Here is an 18945-nt window from a genome sequence, read left to right on the forward strand (position 1 = left end):
ATTATGCAGAAAAACCTTACTCTTCTTCTCTTATTCTTTGCGAGCGCTGCCTTCGCCCAGAAAAAACCATTAGACCATACGGTCTATGATTCATGGGAAAATGCCGGCGTTAAACAGTTATCAGACAACGGGCAATGGGCTGCTTATTCCATCGTTAAACAAGAAGGCGATGCCAACCTGTACCTGAACAACCTGACAAATACCACTAAAATACATGTACCAAGAGGTGAAAGACTAATGTTTAGTGCAGACTCCAAGTTTGCCGCTTTTTTAATTAAACCTTTATTTGCCACTACTCGTCAGGAAAAGATTAAAAAGAAAAAAGCAGATGAAATGACTAAAGACTCTTTAGGCTTTGTCAATCTGAGTACTGCTGCCGTTCTTAAAGTACCTAGAATAAAATCATTCAAAATACCTGCAAACGCAGGAAATTACCTGGCTTATCAGAAAGAAGCGCTTTTAGATACCACTAAGAAAGCAAAGTCTGCTGCTGAAGAAAAAGAAGACGGAGCAAATGATTTCTTAGCAAAAGATGAGAAAAAGGACGCCGCTAATAAAGCAGGTTCTGACCTTGTTTTAAGAAACCTGTTGACTGGCGCTGAAAGAACTTTTAAATATGTTACTGAATATGAATTCAGTAAAAACGGTAAACAACTGGTTTATAACTGTGTTGGATCAAAAAAAGATAAAACAGCAAAACCTGGTGTATTCTTATTGAATACTGAAAAAGGAACGGTTAAAACATTGGTGAGTGCTAAAGGCAATTTCAAGAGTTTCATTTTTGATGAAGCAAGTGAGCAAGTAGCCTTTTTAGGGGAAACTTCTCCAGAGAAAAAAGAGATCAAAGATTACAGCATCTATTTCAACACGCTGACACTGGACACCGCACAAGCTTTAGTAGATTATGAAATTGACGGTATGCCTGCTAAATGGTCTGTTAGCGGAGACGGAAAACTGACTTTCAGTAAAGACGGAAACAAATTGTTTTTCGGCATTGCACCAATTAAAAAAGAGAAAGACACTACCCTGGTAGACTTTGAACATGCCAAAGTAGACATTTGGGGATATAAAGATGATTACCTGCAGCCTATTCAGCTAAAAAACGCAGATAAAGAAGCGAAGAGAAGTTATCTTTCGGTTATCGACATCTTTAGCAGCGATCCTAAAATCGTTCCTTTAACAGACGTTAAACTTCCTGAGGCAAGTATCGTTAAAGAAGGTGATGCTAATTTTGTATTGGCTTCTACAGATTACGGAAACCGTTTGCAAGCACAATGGACTGGTTCATCGCTCAAAGATTATTACCTGGTTGACACTAAAACTGGTACAAGAAAGAAAGTTATCTCGGCTTTAGATGGTCAGGCTTCTGTTTCTCCAGGTGGAAATTATGTGCTGTTCTACAACAATAAAACAGGAATCTGGTCTGCTTATACGGTAGTTACCGGAAAAACTACGGCATTAAATACCAATACTACTGTAAAGTTTGCTGATGAAGATAACGACGTACCTGATGATCCAAGAGTTTATGGTCTTGCAGGATGGACTGAAGAAGATAAGCAAATTTTAATCTACGATAAATATGATATCTGGAGCTTTACACCAGATGGAAAATCTGCGCCAAAAAACATGACCAATGGATTTGGAAGACAAAGCGGTATTACTTTCCGTTATGAAAAACTAGATACAGCTGCGCAGTTCATCAGCAAAAAAGATGACATGTGGTTGAGCGCTTATAACAATATCACTAAAGAAAAAGGATTCTATAAAACAAAAGCCGGAGATACTAAAAGCCCGGAGCTGGTAGTAATGGCTAAGTTTAAATACTCACCATTAGTAAAAGCAAAATCAGCTGAACGTTTTATTTATGACAAAGCAAGCTATACAGCTTCACCTAATGTTTATGTATCTGTTGATTTAAAAACTGAAACTAAATTAAGCAATACCAATCCGCAGCAACAAAATTACAACTGGGGAACAGCAGAATTGGTTAAATGGACTACGCCAAAAGGTTATAAAGCAGAAGGTATTTTATATAAACCGGAGAACTTTGACCCGGCTAAAAAATACCCGATGATTGCTTATTTCTATGAGAAACTAACGGACGGTCTTTACAATTACCAGGCCCCTGCCCCTACGCCATCAAGATTGAACATTTCATTCTTTGTGAGCAATGGTTATTTGGTATTCGCACCAGATATTAGTTATGAAAAAGGATACCCAGGAAAATCTGCTGAAGAATATATCAATTCAGGTGTAGAAGCATTGAAAAAGAACAGCTGGGTTGATGGAACAAAAATCGGTATCCAGGGTCAAAGCTGGGGTGGTTACCAGGTTGCACACTTAATTACAGCGACCAACATGTATGCTGCTGCCTGGGCTGGTGCGCCTGTAGTTAATATGACTTCTGCTTATGGCGGTATCCGCTGGGAATCTGGAATGAACAGACAATTCCAGTATGAGAAAACACAAAGCAGAATTGGTGCAACTTTATGGGAAAAACCAGAATTATACATTGAGAACTCCCCACTTTTCTCTTTACCAAAGGTGACTACTCCTGTAGTAATCATGTCTAATGATGCAGATGGAGCCGTACCATGGTACCAGGGCATCGAGATGTTTACTGGTTTGAAAAGATTAGGTAAACCAGCATGGTTATTAAATTATAACAATGAAGCACATAACCTAGTACTGCGTCAAAACAGAAAAGATATTCAAATCCGCGAACAGCAGTTTTTTGATTATTACCTGAAAGGTGCTAAAGCACCGGTTTGGATGACTGGCGGAATACCAGCTATAGAAAAAGGTAAAACATGGGGTTTTGAGCTGACCGACGACAAGCCTTAACTCACATTATTCGTTTTGATGATAAAAAAGGATCTGTATTCTGATGAATACAGATCCTTTTTTTTTACATTCATGGCTTCAAACTAAAATATGGCATTAAATTATCTATGGATTGCGTTTTTTCTTATCGCATTCGTTGTGGCACTCATCAGATTAATCTTTTTCGGTGATACAGAAATATTCAAACTGATTGTAGATGGTACCTTTGAATCTGCAAAGGTGGGTGTGATGGATATTGCGCTGCCACTGGTAGGTATTATGACTTTGTGGCTGGGCATTATGAATATCGGTGAGAAAGCAGGAGCAATCAATTTCCTGTCCCGTATTATCGGCCCTTTCTTTAGCCGTATCTTTCCTGAAGTACCAAAAAACCACCCCGCTACTGGCCATATGGTCATGAACTTCTCTGCCAATTTACTGGGTCTGGATAATGCCGCAACTCCTTTTGGTTTGAAAGCTATGCAAAGTTTACAGGAAATTAATCCTGATAAGGATACTGCCAGCAATGCGCAGATTATGTTTTTGGTGTTGCATACTTCAGGTCTTACCCTGATTCCATTGAGTATTATGGCTCAGCGGGCAATTCTGGGAGCAGCAGATCCGGCAGATATATTTATTCCCTGCATGATTGCAACTTACGTAGCCACTTTAGTAGGTTTAATCGCTGTTGCGATTAAGCAAAAGATTAACCTGTTTAACACCGTAGTCATTTCCTGGTTAGGCGGCATTACCGTGTTTTTGGTAGGAATGATCTATTATTTCACAAACTACCTGACTAAGGAACAGATTGAAGTGGTTTCACGGGTAGCTTCCAATTTTATCCTTTTTTCTATTATCATTGCGTTTATTCTGGGCGCTGTCCGTAAAAAGGTGAATGTATATGATGCCTTTATTGAAGGGGCAAAAAATGGTTTCACTACTTGTATTACGATTATTCCTTATTTAGTAGGAATGCTGGTTGCAATTGGCGTCTTAAGAAATTCTGGAGTCCTGGGCTATATCGTGGATGGTTTTACCTGGTGTTTTATACACCTGGGCGTCAATACTGACTTTACGCCTGCCCTGCCCACAGCGCTGATCAAACCATTGAGCGGAAGCGGTGCAAAAGCAATGATGGTTGATACGATGAAGACTTTTGGCCCCGATTCATTTGTAGGCCGTTTAGCTTGTGTTTTTAACGGCTCAGCGGATACTACTTTTTATATTGTAGCACTATATTTTGGTTCAGTAGGTATTAAGCGTACACGTTATGCAATTCCATTTGGCTTGATTGCAGATTTAGCCGGAATTATTGCAGCTGTGTTTGTAGCTTACTTATTTTTTCATTAGCCTTTGGAATCAGGCAGATTTATGACTATTGAGATAGTTAATGATTTTTTCCAGTATTCCGGGTTCTACACTGGTATATCTGGAAGAGCGCCAGGTAGAGGAAGGTTGATCAAGCCAGATACAAAATGAGTGATAGCCTTCCACAATTACAGCATAGGTTTCATGAAAATCGTCTTGAATCTGAAGGCAAAAACCGCTGACAGGTTTGCCTTGTACATCAAACTGGAAGTTGAGATAATTACTTAACATGGTCATAATTGGTTAGTTAGTCTATCATAACAAATATGGTTATCAAATGTTTAACTAATTTTAAGCCGGCAACATTTTTCTGTTAAGTTCCTGCTTATATTAAGCTTAAATTTAACCACAAAAAAACCTTATGGATAAGAAACAAATCACCGCAGTTACCGAATTGGACCGTTCACATTACCTGACCAAAGTTTATGCAGGCGGACATTTTATTTATGCAGACGAACCTGCAGATGTTGGTGGAACTGACGAAGGGATGAATCCTGGCGCGTTACTTTTAGCCAGTTTAGGGAGTTGTACTGCAATTACCATCAGAATGTATGCAGACAGGAAAGAAATGGCGCTGGACACCATTAAAATCCATCTGGCTATCTGTAATGAGCAAGAGATGAGTACTACAACCAAGATTACACGTAAAATTGAATTTGGTGGAGACCTGTCTGAAGCAGAATTAACCAGGTTAATGCAAATCGCAGATAAATGCCCTATTCATAAAATGCTGAGCAATCCTATACAAATAGAAACAACCTTGGCATAAATTTTTGAATAACTTGCTATTTTACTAAATTTATTAGCACATTTGTATATACCTATAGCTTAATAAATGTTGAAATACGCAGTAGTCGATATTGAAACTACCGGTGGTTTTGCCGCCGGTAACGGGATCACAGAAATCTCTATCCTGATTCATGATGGTTCAAAAGTAATAGACCGTTTTGAAACATTAATTAATCCTCAGCAAGATATACCGATCTATATCCAAACCTTAACCGGTATCAGTGATGAGATGGTTAGCGGTGCCCCGCTGTTTGAACAAGTAGCTCCTCAAATTTATGAGCTCTTAAAGGACAAAATTTTTGTAGCGCACAATGTAAACTTCGATTACTCTTTTGTAAGGCATCAGCTTGCACATTCAGGATTTGTGTTACAATCCAAAAAACTATGTACCGTAAGAATGAGCAGAAAAATCATTCCCGGACTTTCTTCTTATAGTTTAGGCAAACTTTGCGCATCGCTTGGTATTCCATTAAATGATCGTCACCGTGCTGGTGGTGATGCCGCAGCAACAGCTAAATTATTAAAGCTATTACTGGACAAAGATGTGGCAGGAGCTATTCCACTTTCTTTATTGAAAAGTTCAAAAGAACAGGTTCTGCCACCAAACTTATCAAGGGATAGTATTGACGCTTTACCTGAGCAACCTGGTGTCTATTACTTCAAAGATCAAAAAGGAAAGATCATCTACGTTGGTAAAGCTATAAATATCAGGAAAAGGGTATATTCTCATTTCTCCGGAAACAAGATCAACAAGCAAAGACAGGATTTCCTGAAAGAAATTCACGAGGTAGATTTTACTGTTTGTGGTACTGAGTTAATGGCGCTGATCCTGGAAGCTTCAGAAATACAGAAACACTGGCCAGAAAAGAACAGAGCCTTAAAGCGCTTTGAACAGAAATATGCCTTATATGATTTCGAAGACCAGAGGGGTTATATCCGCCTGGGAATTGATAAGTATAAGAAAAACAGTCCTGCTTTATATACTTTCAACAGTTTGCTATCTGGACAAAGTATGTTACGGGGAATGATTAATGAACATACTTTATGTGAGAAGTTATGTTTTATCCAGAAGAACAGGCTGGCTTGTACCGCGCACGAGAAAGGAAATTGTCATGGCGCTTGCCTGGGAATTGAAGATCCGGCGGGGTATAATGTCCGAGTTAATGAGGCCATTACTCATTTAAAAGTAGCACTTCCCTCCTTTGCTTTGATAGATTCGGGTAGAAATAAGGAAGAAAAGAGCTGTTTATGGGTCGAAGAAGGTAAATTTTATGGGATGGGTTATATTTCTTTTCACAGTGACATCACTGATCTGGAAAATCTAAAATCTTGTATAGTTCCTTATACGTCAAATGATTATATTCTGAATTTGATTCTTGCGCATGCAGAATCCCATCCTCAGCAGCGGATTGAGATCTCAAAATATATGCAATTCTAGAATTATTTTAAAATAGATTTGCGTTTAAAGTACTTTAATCTTACCTTTGTCGTCCCTAACAAGGGGAAATGCATCCATAGCTCAGCTGGATAGAGCAACGGTTTTCTAAACCGTAGGTCATAGGTTCGAATCCTATTGGGTGTACAGGAGATTTATCTCTTAATTAAAGGCGACGTTGCTCCAGACGTTGCCTTTTTTTGTATAAAAAGATTTTTGGACAACGGATCAATCCTTGCCCACTCCTTCACAATCACATCTGATTAAATAAGAAAATAAACAGGGTCAAGTTATAAACTTGTGGAGCAGGCTCTTTTTTTAGCATAAATTTTGGCACGCTAAACAGAAAGTCTTTGCTATCGCTGATGCGCTTATGCCTCTGGAAGTTGCGCTGAAAGCTTTCAATTTGCATGGGAATGACTCAGGGGAAACAAGGCCGGGCTGTTAGTAAATAAATTCAAAACAGCTAAATAACAGATCTATATCGGCCGGGTACTGCCCGGGTACTGCCTGAGTACTGTCCGAGTACTCGTTAGGGTAAGAGCAGTGCTAAAGTAACGCGAGAGCATGGCAAGTCCAGGTCAAAACAACTAGTTGAAATGACTTAGAGTTGCTATGCTTAAAGCCTGTTTACAACCTGCTTTCACCCCGACCACCACTCAGGCACAACCAGATCATAACCGGATGAAGATTAATGGAATTATAATTTTCCCTTTAACTAACCCGCGGACAACTGCGGACAATTGCAGACAGCTGCGGACAATTACGGACATTTTTTACGCATCAGGATAATCTTTAACGCGAATAGCCTACATTGGTGGAAAGGCATTTATTTATTATGGGAAGTTTAACGGGTAAATTTTTAAAGGGAATCCTGGACGATTTCATTTTTAAAGCAGCAGTTTGGAGTACAGGTTGTTTCAAAAGTTCTGTAAAGGGCACAATGAAACAATCAATGGAAACTGAAAGGCAGCAGAGAACTTTCGTAAAAGTAGCAAGCCTGGAAAAATCAGGATCTTTCCTCCCCCTAAGAATTCCGCTGAAGGGTTGGCCGATCTCTTATCAAAGTAATCAGGAGCGTTTAATAAGGATAAATTGAACTATAAAATCAGGAAGTAATCAGCTTATTAAAGAAGCGTAACCAGCTGCTTTGAACTCAAAAAATATCAAACCCAACTTGAAATTTAATCCCTGACCCACAAGTTGATGGCTTGATCCAATATAAATATTTTTGCTTATATTTTAATATGGAATCAATGCTTGAAAAATATTAAGGCGTCCCCGGGATGATTCTGGAGCGGGAGCTCAATAAAAAAAATCTAATAAAAGTCTCGGACTAGATCAAGGAAAGATATCTCACTTGCAAATTTCACAAACTTTGAATCGGCGGATAATGATCTGGATCATGTGAACTTATGGAACTGATTAATCCGGGCGGTCTTTCACTTTTCAAACAAACTTTCCATTCAGGACATGTAATCAATCTTAATATTAACCTGTCTATTCCATTGGTTCTGGTGTACTACTGTACCAGAACCTAGTTACAAGTTCTATCTGGAAATACTAAAAAATCCTTACGTTATTCAACCACCCATTCATGAATTCCAGAAGAGTTATCTTTAGGAAGATGGACTTCCAATCTCAATGCTTTAGTTCTTACAGGTTTAAAACGAAGAACATTGAACTTATCCTTTTCAATCAGGTAATCAATCACCGCTTCTACAGGTACCCAATTCCCTTCACTTAAATAAAGAAGCTGATTACACAGCTCACTGCGCACGACGCTTTAGGTGCACATGCGAGGGATGAACTCGGCATCAATGAGATTACCCAGGCAAAACCAATGCAAGCCGCTTTAGCTTCAGCAGGTTCATTTATTACGGGCGGAATGCTCCCAATGCTAGTGTCTATTTTTGCACCACTTCACCTGATGGTCATTTATCAATATAGTTTTTCGATCGTATTTTTAGCTATTTCTGCAATTGTTGCAGCGAAAGCAGGCGGATCTTCTGTGAGTAAAGCTGTTATCCGGATTTGTTTCTGGGGAACAGCAGCGATGTTAATGACCGCTGCTGTAGGCTATCTTTTCGGTGTTAAAACAACTTAGTGTTCGCTGAATTATTTTTCAATAATTACCTTATCCTTCCATTTCCAATTCTTTATTTCGGGCATATCATCCAGGTAAGTACAGATATAGTTTTTATGTTCTTTTAGTTTATCTTCACAATAAGCAATAAACGAATCTGCCTGCTGATGGAAATGAGGAACTCTTTTTACAGCTTCCATTGCCAGATGATAACGGCTCATTTGATTCAGCACGACCATATCGAATGGCGTAGTTGTCGTTCCTTCTTCCATATACCCTCTAACATGAAACCTTGCAGGATCTGGCCGTCCATGTACCAGGTCATGAATAATACGTACATAACCATGAAAAGCAAAAATTACAGGGGTAGTATTAGAAAATAGTGATTCAAAAACTTCTTCACTCATCCCATGAGGATGATAAGCGACCGGCGATAAAGACATCAGATCAACTACATTAATCAAACGTACTTTTAATTCTGGCAAATGTTCACGCAAAAGACTTGCCGCAGCAACTGTTTCAAGCGTAGGAACATCTCCTGCACAACCTAATATTACATCAGGGGCTTCTTTTCCTGCATTACCAGCCCATTTCCATTCAGATGCCCCTGCTTTACAATGTTCAACCGCTTCTTCTATTGTTAACCACTGCAATTCAGGTTGTTTGCCAGCTATAATTACATTCACAAAATCTTTGCTGCGAAAACAATGATCCATTACAGATAAAAGTGTATTTGCGTCAGGTGGTAAATAGATACGGATCACTGTATTCTTTTTATTCGCCACAGTATCAATAAATCCTGGCCCCTGATGGCTGTATCCATTGTTATCTTGTCTCCACACATGTGATGTTAACAGGTAATTCAATGAAGCCACTGGTTTGCGCCAAGGTAATTCCTTTGAAGTTTTAATCCATTTGGCATATTGACTGAACATCGAATCCACAATAGTCACAAATGCTTCATAACAAGGAAAAACTCCATGTCTGCCTGTTAATAGATATCCTTCCAGCCAGCCCTCACAAAGATGTTCGCTTAACACTTCCATCACACGGCCGTCCCTGGAGAGACTTTCATCTTTATCGATAATCTCCTCCATGAAACATCGCTTAGTAACCTGAAATACTGCTTCCAACCGATTAGAAGTAGTTTCATCCGGGCAGAATAATCTGAAGTTTTTTCTTTCCTCATTCAGTTTAAAAATGTCTCTTATCAAACGACCTAAATTCCGGGTACTTTCTGCCTCTATCTTTCCAGGTGCTAAAATTGGGAGTGCATAATCCTTAAAATCAGGCAAAATTAATTCTTTCAATAAAAGACCGCCATTGCTATAGGCAGATGCACTCATTCTTTTATTGCCTGATGGAGCCAAAGCAGCAAGCTCTGGAATAAGCCGGCCATCCTGATCAAATAACTTTTCGGGTTGATAACTCAGCATCCATTCTTCCAGCAATTTTAACTTCCCGGGATCTTCTTTAACACCAGCCAAAGGAACCTGATGTGCGCGAAAAGTATCCTCTATAGGGACATGATTCCATTCTTTAGGACCTGTCCAGCCTTTTGGAGTTCTCAAAACAATCATCGGCCAATAGATATCGTTAAATATCCCCCTGATTCTTGCATTTTGCTGGATGAGCTTAATTTTGCGATATACCTCATCCAGTACTTCTGCAAACTGGTGATGCACAGTCATAGGATCATTTCCCTCCACAAAAAACACTTCATATCCGTGCCCTTTGAATAACTGAGTTAAGGCTTCATTATTTTTACGGGCCAATACTGTCGGGCCAGAGATCTTATATCCGTTTAAATGGAGGATTGGCAATACCGCTCCATCTCTCATCGGGTTCAAAAATGACGCTCCACTCCAGCTGCCTGCCAGCGGGCCTGTTTCTGCCTCACCATCACCCACCACACAAGCTACAATCAATTCTGGGTTGTCAAAAGCTGCACCAAATGAATGTGAAAGTGCATAACCCAGCTCTCCACCTTCATGAATTGACCCCGGCGTGTGTGCACTTACGTGACTTGGAATCCCTCCTGGAGTAGAAAATTGCCTGAATAACTGCTTCATTCCTGTTTTATCCTGCGTAATTGCTGGATAAACTTCTGTATATGTACCTTCCAGATAAGTATTTGCCACTATCGCAGGAGCTCCGTGTCCGGGGCCACAGACATACAAGATGTCAGCATCTGTTTCTTTAATCAACCTGTTGAGATGAACGTAAATGAGGTTTAGCCCCGGAGAAGTTCCCCAGTGACCGAGTAAACGAGGTTTAATATCTTCTGATTTTAATGGGCTTGTTAATAAAGGATTATCCTGAAGGTAGATTTGTCCGGCGGCAAGAAAATTAGCAGCCTGCCAGTAGGCATGCATTTTTTCAATGGTTTGATCAGAAATTATATTCATGATGATTAGTTATTTAGTTTGACCATATTTTGAGCATGCCTGGCAATGACCAGTTCTTCATTTGTTTTAATTACGTAAACCAGAACCCGGCTTTTTTCTGAGGAAATAACTTCACGGCTATAAAGATTTAACCTGCTGTCTAATTCTATTCCGAAAAAACCAAGCTCTTTACAAATCCGGCTACGGATAATAGCCGAATTCTCTCCTATTCCTCCTGTAAATACGAGAATATCCAAGCCACCCATAGCAGCTGTTAATGCTCCTATTTGTTTTCTTATGGTATAGCAAAATAAGGTTAATGCGCTGGCAGCGGCACTATTAAAATGTTCAGCTTCCAATAATTCCTTTATATCACCTGTCCCGGCAATTGCCTTCAATCCAGATTGCTTACTTAACAGCTCCTCTAATTCATCTATAGAAAGTTTATTTTTTTTGAGTAAGAACAAAAGGGCTCCAGGATCAAGGTCTCCACTCCTGGTACTCATCACAAGTCCTCCCATTGGGCTCACCCCCATTGTAGTATCTATAGAAATTCCGTTTTTCACAGCAGCCAGGCTCGCTCCATTCCCTAAATGAGCAATGATAATCTTTTTGCTTTTTACTGGTAAACGCTTTTCGCTAAGCCTCAGCATAATATATTCATAGGACAGCCCGTGAAATCCATATCGGATCAGGTCTTTACTGGTATACTTTGATGGTAAAGCATAGTGATGGCCACAAAAGGGCATATTACGGTGAAAAAAAGTATCAAAACAAATAACCTGTGGCAGATTTCTAAACTTTTCCAGAAATGTATGAATTATCGCAAGCTCCTCTGGTAAGTGGTTAGGTGCAAGGAATATGAACTGCTTTAATGTTGCCAATAGTTGTTCAGTCAGCATTTCGGGTGCCCTGTGAGCTGGTCCTCCTTGCACCACTCTATGACCTATAGCGGCTAACGGATATTTGTTTTGATTTTCATCCAGCCATTCGGTTAACGATTCAACTGCTGTATGCATATCCTTAAACAACCCGGATTCATTTTTCAGTGAAGTGCCACGACTGTCGTTGATTTTAAATAACCCACTTGCTGTTCCTATAGCACTAATCGCACCCTTGACTTCCATTTGCATGGAAACAAGATGATAAAGGCTAAATTTTAAACTCGAAGAGCCTGAATTCAAACATAAAATATAGGTGGATAGCTTACTTTTCATAATCATGTTAACTGCTTACCAAGCTCGGTCTACTTCGAATAAAAAAAAGTGACGACACTCATTTTTATGACTGATAATCATCATGTTACAACATTAAATAATCTTATAATTTTATATCCGGTAACATATTTTAAATTAAATACAATGGACAACCTGGCATTAATTAGCATACTTAATAATGCAATAGATGGCATTATTACTGTAGATTTTATTGGAAAGATTGAATCTGTGAATCCAGCGGCCTGCAAGATTTTCGGTTATACACCGGAAGAAGCAATTGGAAAAAACATTTCGGCATTTATGCCCTGTACAAATAAATTGGATTGTCTGAGTTACAGGCAACGCTATTTGCCCCGGATAATCCCCGATATCACAGGTATTACATTTCAAGTAAATGGTTTAAGAAAAGACGGCACAATTTTCCCCTTTCAATTAGCAACAAGTAAGTTTGAAAACAGAGGAAGGAAAGTTTTTACCTGCTTTATTCATGAACTAGGTACTCAGAAATCAGAAATTAAAATACGGGCTGATTATCAAAATAACAACCGCAATTTTATCAGTTAATATGAAAAAGATAAATAAGAAAACTATTTTAGTTTTAACTGATTTTTCCAAATACGCTAAAAATGCGGCAGAATCTGCATTGAATCTGGCCATCAAGATGAAGATGGATATTGTTTTGTGCAATATTTACCCTACGCCTACAATACTATCTTCAACAGAAACCCCTTTTCCAATTGAATATGACGATAGCACAAAACAGCAAAGTATCGATAGCCTTGAAATTGAAAAAATAAGACTTGAGTGTATTTTAAAAAGGGACACTAATGTTTCCGGAATACCAGTTTTAACAATCACAGATGAAGATCATACCTTCTCCACTGTAGCAGCTTTAATCAAAAAGGAGAAAAATATAATGGCGGTGATTATGGGTGGCCGTCAACATCATGGTAACGAATTCCTGTTTGGTGGCTGTATCAATACTATTGTCAACAAAAGTAATTGCCCTGTGCTGTTGATCTCTGAAAAAATACTAGCTGACGCTATAAAAACCATAATCTTTGCAACAGACCTTGAAATTGAAGACATGAAACAATTAAAGCTTTTAACAGAAAAGGCTGATTTGTTTAAGTTTCATATTCACGTCTGTCATATTTCGCCCCCAACTCCGATCGTAATTGATTTTAATGAAGAATACCATCTCTCTGAATTCATTCAGGAAATGGGCAAGCTGACCTTCAAAAAAATATCTTTTAAAAACATACAGGGAAAGAATATTGTTCAGGATCTGATAGAATTTGAAGAAGAAACCCATGCCGATCTTCTTGTAATAGTCCATAAAACACATTCTTTTTTATGGAAGCTATTTCATGAAGGCAGCGCTAAGAGATTAATCAGAAACCAAAAATCTCCATTATTAATTTTACCTGGTTAAATTCCCGATCCAGCTCTTCTTTAAGAAGTTTTTTTCAGATATGGCTTTTACCTTTTTCATATTTCAGAATAAATCAATGATCAATCAACTTATGCAACTTGTCAAATAGTATTTTTTCCGGATGAAAATCTGCATGATTTAATCCAAATTGCAAGACACAGTCCAGCATCAACATAGCGTCCCATGTATGATATTTCACAGTATCTGGCAGTACCCATAAAAGTCTATAATTAGTCTGTGCATAAACCCTTTTTACAGTTTCAGGATAATACAGGCCATTCTTATTATTCCTGAGCTGCTCTTGTATCAGTTTTGCTATTTCGACAGAACCATTAACCTGATTTAGCTTGTTATTTTCCATTTGTGGCTTCCCAATTAAAAATATCGGAGAAAAAACCAGCAGAGTTAATAGCATTGTAATTTTCATAATATCAGATACTAAGTCAAAGAACATTATATGCCGCATCTTTGTTCTGCCCATCTTTGACGAGTTAATTAACTTTTAACTCGTCTTCGGTCAGAATTCGATCCAGCAATACAAAAATGCTTTTTTTTATTTCCCGGTATTCATTTACCAAATCTCTTATCAAATATTCTAAATGAGCTTGTTTACCTGCAATAGCTTCTTTACTTTCAATAAACAGATCTTCGGCTAAAAGCTCCAGGTCTTTAAGTTGATGATCCAGTAATTCTTTGACCTGATGTTTCTCATTAACTAGCTCAGCCAGTTTACCTATCAGGTGAATAATTACAATATTTCTTTTGGAATTTGTCAGATGTATAAAATTTTCTTTAAGTAATTTATTCAGAAAATCAATTTCATCCTTATAAAATTCAAGGTCAGCATTCCATCTTTTGGCGTTAATGTAATATTCAAGCGAACGCGCGGATAACTTAATTAGTGTTTCCATCTATTTTTGAATTAGTGTTTTTAATTTTCTTCATCTGGCGGAAATACCAAAAGTGGTATTTCAGTATGCCTCGAAAGTCTTTGGGTATGACTTCCGCTAAATATTATTTCCAGAATATGATGCCGATGGTGAACTATAGCTACCATATCTATTTCCTGCTGATCAATAATCCAGTTCAATCCACTATCAAAATCCGTGTTCCAAACTTTCTCATACTTAACTTTAGGATGATCTATTTTAGCAACAACATCATTCATATACGCCTCCGTTTTATACTGCTGCTTGCTATCTATCTCAATTTCTCTATAGGTGATATGAGTAATAGTGATTTCAGCATCCAGTAATGTGGCCAGATTAATCAATGATTTCAAAGGGCCTAATTCATGTATATCTAAATTTGTCGCAAATACAATTTTTCTTATTTTCTTAAAACCAGCTACATAAGGAACCAGTAAAATAGGGAAATCTGCCTTTTCAATCATTTCCTTGCTATTACTGCCCAGTAGAAATTGAATTACCCCACCAGCGCCAGCCATTCCCATCACCACCAAATCTATTTCTCTTTCTTTGACCAAAGTACTTACTACCTCATGAACATTCCCTCTGGCACTTTCATAAGCTATCCGTGGGCATACACTTTGATTATTATCCAAATTAGTCGAAGCACATAATTTTTGAACTAATACATCCAGATCACTTGTAACTTCTTCCTTTAAAGTAGGGTAATCCATTAAAGGCCATGTAACCTGAGCCGCAATAGGTGTGTCAGCAGGTGCTTTAATTGCATTACACAGTAAAATATTAGCATTTAAGGCTTTTGCCAATTGCACAGCATATCGTGCTGCATTTTCGGCTGGCACAGAAAAATCAGTTGGTACCAGGATCTTTTTCATGATATATATTATTTAGTTTCTATGAACCACCTAACAAATTTTAGAAAAAAAAACAAGAAGAAACATGACAGCGGTCACATAAACAAATGATAGTCAATATTTTAATTTAATTAGTACAATACAACTAAAGCAGGCCTTTAATTGATTCATTTCTTTCTAGTTCAATAAAAAATCAGTAACTTCTTCTTTATCTTTTTCCAGCCTCTTTATTTTGTGAATCATATAATTTGTTCTTTTCAAAATTTCGCATCCAGTTCGTAAATATTATCAGATCTGAACTTCTCATTCCTAAAATATAATACATGATTCCAAAAAAAGTAATTTTGTTGATTGAGGATAATGAAGATATAAGAGAAAGTATCGCAGAAATACTTGAACTTGAGGGCTATCATGTATTGACAGCGTCTTGCGGTGGCATGGGTGTCAGTTTAGCTAACCTGCATATACCTGATTTAGTGATTTGTGATATTGTGATGTGTGACATGGATGGCTATACCGTTTATGATTCTCTTAGAATACAACAAAAAACAAAAGATATTCCATTTATATTTTCTACAGCAAAATCAGAAAATTCTGAAAGACTAAAAGCTAATTCCATGGGCGTTACGAATTATCTGATTAAGCCATTTAACGACCATGATCTAATGAGATGTGTTGATAACTGTTTAAAAGAAGGAATTATCACCAATAATACAATTTCTTAAGATACACTGTTATTTCATGGCTATATTAAAAAAAATCATCAGCTAGTTAGCTATTGGTTTTTCGTTAATGTACTTATAATAAACAGGCACCTAACCAACCGGTGCCTGCTCATTTAAACACTAAACTATAATTATGGAAATGCAATGATTGATTTAGTCTTTTTTCCTGATCTTAAATTCAGTCCTTCTATTCGCCTGATGCTCTTTTAGACTACAGCTCACCCCATTTGCGCAGCGGTTTACCAACCTGGTCTCCCCATATCCCTTTGCTGTTAATCTCGATTTTGCTATACCATGTGAAGCAAGATAAGCCGCCGCCGATTCTGCACGTTTCTGTGATAACCAAAGATTGTACACATCCACACCCCTGCTGTCTGTATGAGAACCGAGTATAATGTCAATATTCGGATTTTCATCCATTATGGCTACTAACCTATCCAGTTCCTTAGCCGCTTCAGGTCTGATATTGTATTTGTCGAAATTATAATAAATTGGCTTGAGTACGATTTCATCTTCACCAATCCCCTCTACTGGTATTTTCGGGTCCGGGTCAGCAACGATGACTGGTGTAATGACAACTTCAGGTTTCTTCTGTGCTATCTTCATGCTATAGATATCGTCTGCTCCGAGTCCGCCATCCCGATTTGAAGAGAAATATTGAACGTCATTCCCTGCCGAAAAGGCAAAATCATCTTTTGATGAATTGACCGGATATTTGAGGTTCTCTATATGACTTTTGCCATTGCCAAAATTGTTGCACCTGAAAATGTCAAGACCTCCCATTCCAACCCTTCCGTCACTCGCAAAATAAAAGTTACCGGAATGATCAAATACAGGGCTCCGCTCATTGCCAGCCGTGTTCAGTTCAGTCAAATTCTGTGGCACACGCCAATCGCCCGAACTACTTTTTATAGCTCTATAAAGATCTGTTCCACCCAGGCCTCCAGGCATATTGGAAGAAAAGTAAAGCGTATCCCCCTTCTTTGTGATAAACGGGTCGCCCACTGAGTACTCAGAAACCTTATTGAATGGAACAGGAACAGGCTTTGACCACTTCCCAGCACCATCCTTCTGGCTGGAATATATCTCTATATTAATGGTTCTTATTTTTTCATACTTTTTGATTGTTGATGGTATCCTGGTTAAGGTGAAGAAAACCATATCACCAGCAGCTGTAAAGCTCGAAGTTCCAACATGGTAATTCGTACCAGGATCAAGTGGGAACAAGGTCAAACTATCATTCTCGTCTTTAAAATAAAGGTGGTTGTAGTTTCTGCCTGTCCACAAATAAATTTGATCACTGGGTAAGATCATTCTACCATCAAACTTCAAGAATGGCCGATGCTTTTTGCCCACCATATGGCTTGCTGTAAAATATCTGTCTGATGTAAAAACAATACCGTTCTGATAGCTTACCGGTGCCCAGTCTGAGGCAGCAGAGTTCAAACCAGATTCACTGCTAATTTTCACATCTGCGGGGTGCTGCATCCACAATTTGGCCGAATCACAAGACGCGATCCAATTCTGTAAAAGTTTAGCATCAGTTGTATTAGAGGTAGACATATACTGTTTAAACTGCTCTTTGGCTTCCTCATATTTCCCGTTGTTCTGCAATATCTTTGCATATTGCAACCGGTTTTCGGATATTGCATCCGGCATAGACACCGAGGTGGTGTACCATTTCTCAGCTTCCGTGTAATTGAAGTCTTTGAGATAACTTTCTGCCAGACGAGAAGCGCTGTAGGCAGTCTGTTTCTTTTGATAAGCCGCAGCATATAGTTTAACCGCTTTACTATAGTTATAAAGATTGAATTGCTGGTCTGCCTCTTTCAGTATATACTGTGCTTGTGCCTTGAATGCGAACAGCAACAGCGCGGCAATGATATATTTTTTCATGTTCGTTCTCTATTTGATTAATACTTAAAATACCCTTGGTGTAGTCATTCTCATCTCTCCCCTGCGGAACATAAAGGCAATTGATATTTCATGGGTTCCACCACTATAAGATTGTAAAGGCCCTACGCTAAAGTCGTAGGCATAACCTATTCTCAATGAACTTGTCGGAAAAACCTCAATCGCCCCCACCACAGAATTCAATCTGCTCAGGTCTTTTTGCAGGTTTTTCTTATCCCACAGCTTAACGCCCGTCCGATAAGATCCGCCAATCCATAGTTTTTCACCAAATAGCATAAAGGCATTCAGGTCAAGGCTGGTAGGCCCATTAAAGTCCTCTTTAAAAAGGAAAGACGGCTTCAATTGGATACCCGTACTCAAAGGAATAAGCATCCCCGCAGTCAGGTAACTGTGGATGCTCGGCTTAGGAATATCCTTGAACTTTGAATCACTATACCGGGAGGAAATAAGATTATCAGCAGAAAGACCCGCAAAAAATTGGTTGTTGGAAAAGTAGATACCTACCCTGGCATCGGGAAGAATGACGTTATTGTTGCCGTTTCCTATACTATATTCCGGGTCATTAGGATGCAATTTACTAGCATCCAAACCTAATTGCGTTATTCCCCCGCTTAAGCCAAAGGCCAGCCTGGAACTGCCATCGGCATTCATCCTTAACCGGTAAGCATAACTGGCATAGGTAGAAGTGTTAGTTTGTGCGCCTAATTTATCATTGACCACTTGCAATGCCAGCCCTACATTTCCATCATTTGCAATCGCATCTACTGCCAGAGACAACGTTTTAGGAGAGCCTTCAATACCTGTCCACTGGTTCCTGTAAAAAGTATGCAGGTTTAATACCTCTTTGTATCCTGCGTATGCCGGGTTAATGTAAATCCCATTGAAGATATACTGGCTGTACTGTGCATCTTGCTGGGCTTTGGCAGCATGGCCCATGAGTACCACAGCTGCCAAAATGATGAATATGCTCTTTTTCATATGAA

At 38.6% G+C, this 18945-nt stretch carries 18 protein-coding genes and 1 tRNA gene; 10 read left to right on the top strand and 9 right to left on the bottom strand.

Going from position 1 to position 18945, the window contains the following annotated elements; translation table 11 throughout:
* Positions 1 to 3 precede the first annotated feature (3 nt).
* The gene (locus ABIB30_RS09150) at positions 4 to 2844 is read left to right on the top strand and encodes a S9 family peptidase (RefSeq protein ID WP_354301275.1); all 2841 of its coding nucleotides are present in this window, start codon (positions 4 to 6) and stop codon (positions 2842 to 2844) included.
* A 90-nt stretch (positions 2845 to 2934) separates the two neighbouring features.
* A complete protein-coding gene (locus ABIB30_RS09155) occupies positions 2935 to 4173 on the top strand; it encodes a spore maturation protein (RefSeq protein ID WP_354301277.1) in 1239 nt (412 codons plus the stop codon).
* A gap of 9 nt (positions 4174 to 4182) precedes the next feature.
* Here ABIB30_RS09155 and ABIB30_RS09160 read toward each other — a convergent pair whose 3' ends face one another.
* Positions 4183 to 4422 (bottom strand): hypothetical protein, encoded by a 240-nt coding sequence (locus tag ABIB30_RS09160; protein WP_183866411.1) that lies wholly within the window; start codon positions 4420 to 4422, stop codon positions 4183 to 4185.
* Between the two features lie 130 nt (positions 4423 to 4552).
* Here ABIB30_RS09160 and ABIB30_RS09165 point away from each other — a divergent pair, with 130 nt between their 5' ends.
* From ABIB30_RS09165 to ABIB30_RS09180, 4 genes are all read left to right on the top strand, one after another.
* The gene (locus tag ABIB30_RS09165) at positions 4553 to 4960 is read left to right on the top strand and encodes an OsmC family protein (protein WP_354301279.1); all 408 of its coding nucleotides are present in this window, start codon (positions 4553 to 4555) and stop codon (positions 4958 to 4960) included.
* 66 nt (positions 4961 to 5026) lie between these two features.
* Positions 5027 to 6418 (top strand): exonuclease domain-containing protein, encoded by a 1392-nt coding sequence (locus ABIB30_RS09170; RefSeq protein WP_354301281.1) that lies wholly within the window; start codon positions 5027 to 5029, stop codon positions 6416 to 6418.
* Positions 6419 to 6488: 70 nt separating this feature from the next.
* Positions 6489 to 6562, top strand: a tRNA-Arg gene (locus ABIB30_RS09175).
* A gap of 691 nt (positions 6563 to 7253) precedes the next feature.
* The gene (locus ABIB30_RS09180; RefSeq protein ID WP_354301283.1) at positions 7254 to 7514 is read left to right on the top strand and encodes a hypothetical protein; all 261 of its coding nucleotides are present in this window, start codon (positions 7254 to 7256) and stop codon (positions 7512 to 7514) included.
* Positions 7515 to 7994: 480 nt separating this feature from the next.
* Here ABIB30_RS09180 and ABIB30_RS09185 read toward each other — a convergent pair whose 3' ends face one another.
* Positions 7995 to 8195: a hypothetical protein gene (locus ABIB30_RS09185; RefSeq protein WP_354301286.1), complete on the bottom strand. Its 201-nt coding sequence runs from the start codon at positions 8193 to 8195 to the stop codon at positions 7995 to 7997.
* A gap of 36 nt (positions 8196 to 8231) precedes the next feature.
* Between ABIB30_RS09185 and ABIB30_RS09190 the strand changes: the two genes are divergently transcribed.
* Positions 8232 to 8522, top strand: a complete 291-nt coding sequence (locus ABIB30_RS09190) for a VIT1/CCC1 transporter family protein (protein ID WP_354301623.1) — start codon at positions 8232 to 8234, stop codon at positions 8520 to 8522.
* A gap of 11 nt (positions 8523 to 8533) precedes the next feature.
* Here the strand turns inward: ABIB30_RS09190 and ABIB30_RS09195 are convergent, their stop codons facing one another.
* Together ABIB30_RS09195 and ABIB30_RS09200 are read right to left on the bottom strand one after the other, a co-directional pair.
* Positions 8534 to 10909: a phosphoketolase family protein gene (locus ABIB30_RS09195; RefSeq protein WP_354301290.1), complete on the bottom strand. Its 2376-nt coding sequence runs from the start codon at positions 10907 to 10909 to the stop codon at positions 8534 to 8536.
* 5 nt (positions 10910 to 10914) lie between these two features.
* On the bottom strand, positions 10915 to 12105 hold the full coding sequence (locus ABIB30_RS09200; RefSeq protein WP_354301292.1) for an acetate/propionate family kinase: 1191 nt from the start codon (positions 12103 to 12105) through the stop codon (positions 10915 to 10917).
* A 144-nt stretch (positions 12106 to 12249) separates the two neighbouring features.
* Here ABIB30_RS09200 and ABIB30_RS09205 point away from each other — a divergent pair, with 144 nt between their 5' ends.
* Both ABIB30_RS09205 and ABIB30_RS09210 read left to right on the top strand, forming a co-directional pair.
* Positions 12250 to 12669 (top strand): PAS domain S-box protein, encoded by a 420-nt coding sequence (locus ABIB30_RS09205; protein ID WP_354301294.1) that lies wholly within the window; start codon positions 12250 to 12252, stop codon positions 12667 to 12669.
* Between the two features lies 1 nt (position 12670).
* Complete coding sequence (locus ABIB30_RS09210) at positions 12671 to 13540, top strand: universal stress protein (RefSeq protein ID WP_354301296.1); 870 nt, start codon at positions 12671 to 12673, stop codon at positions 13538 to 13540.
* A 73-nt stretch (positions 13541 to 13613) separates the two neighbouring features.
* Here ABIB30_RS09210 and ABIB30_RS09215 read toward each other — a convergent pair whose 3' ends face one another.
* From ABIB30_RS09215 to ABIB30_RS09225, 3 genes are all read right to left on the bottom strand, one after another.
* Positions 13614 to 13901, bottom strand: a complete 288-nt coding sequence (locus tag ABIB30_RS09215; protein WP_354301298.1) for a hypothetical protein — start codon at positions 13899 to 13901, stop codon at positions 13614 to 13616.
* Positions 13902 to 14031: 130 nt separating this feature from the next.
* Positions 14032 to 14451 carry a hypothetical protein gene (locus ABIB30_RS09220; RefSeq protein WP_354301300.1) on the bottom strand — a complete coding sequence of 140 codons (420 nt, stop codon included), beginning with the start codon at positions 14449 to 14451 and terminating at the stop codon, positions 14032 to 14034.
* Between the two features lie 20 nt (positions 14452 to 14471).
* A complete protein-coding gene (locus ABIB30_RS09225) occupies positions 14472 to 15344 on the bottom strand; it encodes a universal stress protein (RefSeq protein ID WP_354301303.1) in 873 nt (290 codons plus the stop codon).
* Between the two features lie 302 nt (positions 15345 to 15646).
* On the opposite strand from ABIB30_RS09225, the gene ABIB30_RS09230 reads away from it, so the two are divergent.
* Positions 15647 to 16048 carry a response regulator gene (locus tag ABIB30_RS09230; protein ID WP_354301305.1) on the top strand — a complete coding sequence of 134 codons (402 nt, stop codon included), beginning with the start codon at positions 15647 to 15649 and terminating at the stop codon, positions 16046 to 16048.
* A 153-nt stretch (positions 16049 to 16201) separates the two neighbouring features.
* Here the strand turns inward: ABIB30_RS09230 and ABIB30_RS09235 are convergent, their stop codons facing one another.
* Both ABIB30_RS09235 and ABIB30_RS09240 read right to left on the bottom strand, forming a co-directional pair.
* A complete protein-coding gene (locus ABIB30_RS09235; protein ID WP_354301307.1) occupies positions 16202 to 17944 on the bottom strand; it encodes an OmpA family protein in 1743 nt (580 codons plus the stop codon).
* Positions 17945 to 17968: 24 nt separating this feature from the next.
* Positions 17969 to 18940 (bottom strand): PorP/SprF family type IX secretion system membrane protein, encoded by a 972-nt coding sequence (locus ABIB30_RS09240; protein WP_354301309.1) that lies wholly within the window; start codon positions 18938 to 18940, stop codon positions 17969 to 17971.
* Positions 18941 to 18945: the final 5 nt, after the last annotated feature.

The sequence above is a fragment of the Pedobacter sp. UYP1 genome (assembly GCF_040547305.1).
In the GTDB taxonomy this organism is placed as follows: Bacteria; Bacteroidota; Bacteroidia; order Sphingobacteriales; family Sphingobacteriaceae; genus Pedobacter.

What these genes read in the sequence shown, in the direction of transcription:
- ABIB30_RS09150 (WP_354301275.1), top strand. Translation starts at nt 4, where the DNA reads ATGCAGAAAAACCTTACTCTTCTTCTCTTATTCTTTGCGAGCGCTGCC.
- ABIB30_RS09155 (WP_354301277.1), top strand. Translation starts at nt 2,935, where the DNA reads ATGGCATTAAATTATCTATGGATTGCGTTTTTTCTTATCGCATTCGTT.
- ABIB30_RS09160 (WP_183866411.1), bottom strand. Translation starts at nt 4,422, where the DNA reads ATGTTAAGTAATTATCTCAACTTCCAGTTTGATGTACAAGGCAAACCT.
- ABIB30_RS09165 (WP_354301279.1), top strand. Translation starts at nt 4,553, where the DNA reads ATGGATAAGAAACAAATCACCGCAGTTACCGAATTGGACCGTTCACAT.
- ABIB30_RS09170 (WP_354301281.1), top strand. Translation starts at nt 5,027, where the DNA reads ATGTTGAAATACGCAGTAGTCGATATTGAAACTACCGGTGGTTTTGCC.
- ABIB30_RS09180 (WP_354301283.1), top strand. Translation starts at nt 7,254, where the DNA reads ATGGGAAGTTTAACGGGTAAATTTTTAAAGGGAATCCTGGACGATTTC.
- ABIB30_RS09195 (WP_354301290.1), bottom strand. Translation starts at nt 10,909, where the DNA reads ATGAATATAATTTCTGATCAAACCATTGAAAAAATGCATGCCTACTGG.
- ABIB30_RS09200 (WP_354301292.1), bottom strand. Translation starts at nt 12,105, where the DNA reads ATGAAAAGTAAGCTATCCACCTATATTTTATGTTTGAATTCAGGCTCT.
- ABIB30_RS09205 (WP_354301294.1), top strand. Translation starts at nt 12,250, where the DNA reads ATGGACAACCTGGCATTAATTAGCATACTTAATAATGCAATAGATGGC.
- ABIB30_RS09210 (WP_354301296.1), top strand. Translation starts at nt 12,671, where the DNA reads ATGAAAAAGATAAATAAGAAAACTATTTTAGTTTTAACTGATTTTTCC.
- ABIB30_RS09215 (WP_354301298.1), bottom strand. Translation starts at nt 13,901, where the DNA reads ATGGAAAATAACAAGCTAAATCAGGTTAATGGTTCTGTCGAAATAGCA.
- ABIB30_RS09220 (WP_354301300.1), bottom strand. Translation starts at nt 14,451, where the DNA reads ATGGAAACACTAATTAAGTTATCCGCGCGTTCGCTTGAATATTACATT.
- ABIB30_RS09225 (WP_354301303.1), bottom strand. Translation starts at nt 15,344, where the DNA reads ATGAAAAAGATCCTGGTACCAACTGATTTTTCTGTGCCAGCCGAAAAT.
- ABIB30_RS09230 (WP_354301305.1), top strand. Translation starts at nt 15,647, where the DNA reads ATGATTCCAAAAAAAGTAATTTTGTTGATTGAGGATAATGAAGATATA.
- ABIB30_RS09235 (WP_354301307.1), bottom strand. Translation starts at nt 17,944, where the DNA reads ATGAAAAAATATATCATTGCCGCGCTGTTGCTGTTCGCATTCAAGGCA.
- ABIB30_RS09240 (WP_354301309.1), bottom strand. Translation starts at nt 18,940, where the DNA reads ATGAAAAAGAGCATATTCATCATTTTGGCAGCTGTGGTACTCATGGGC.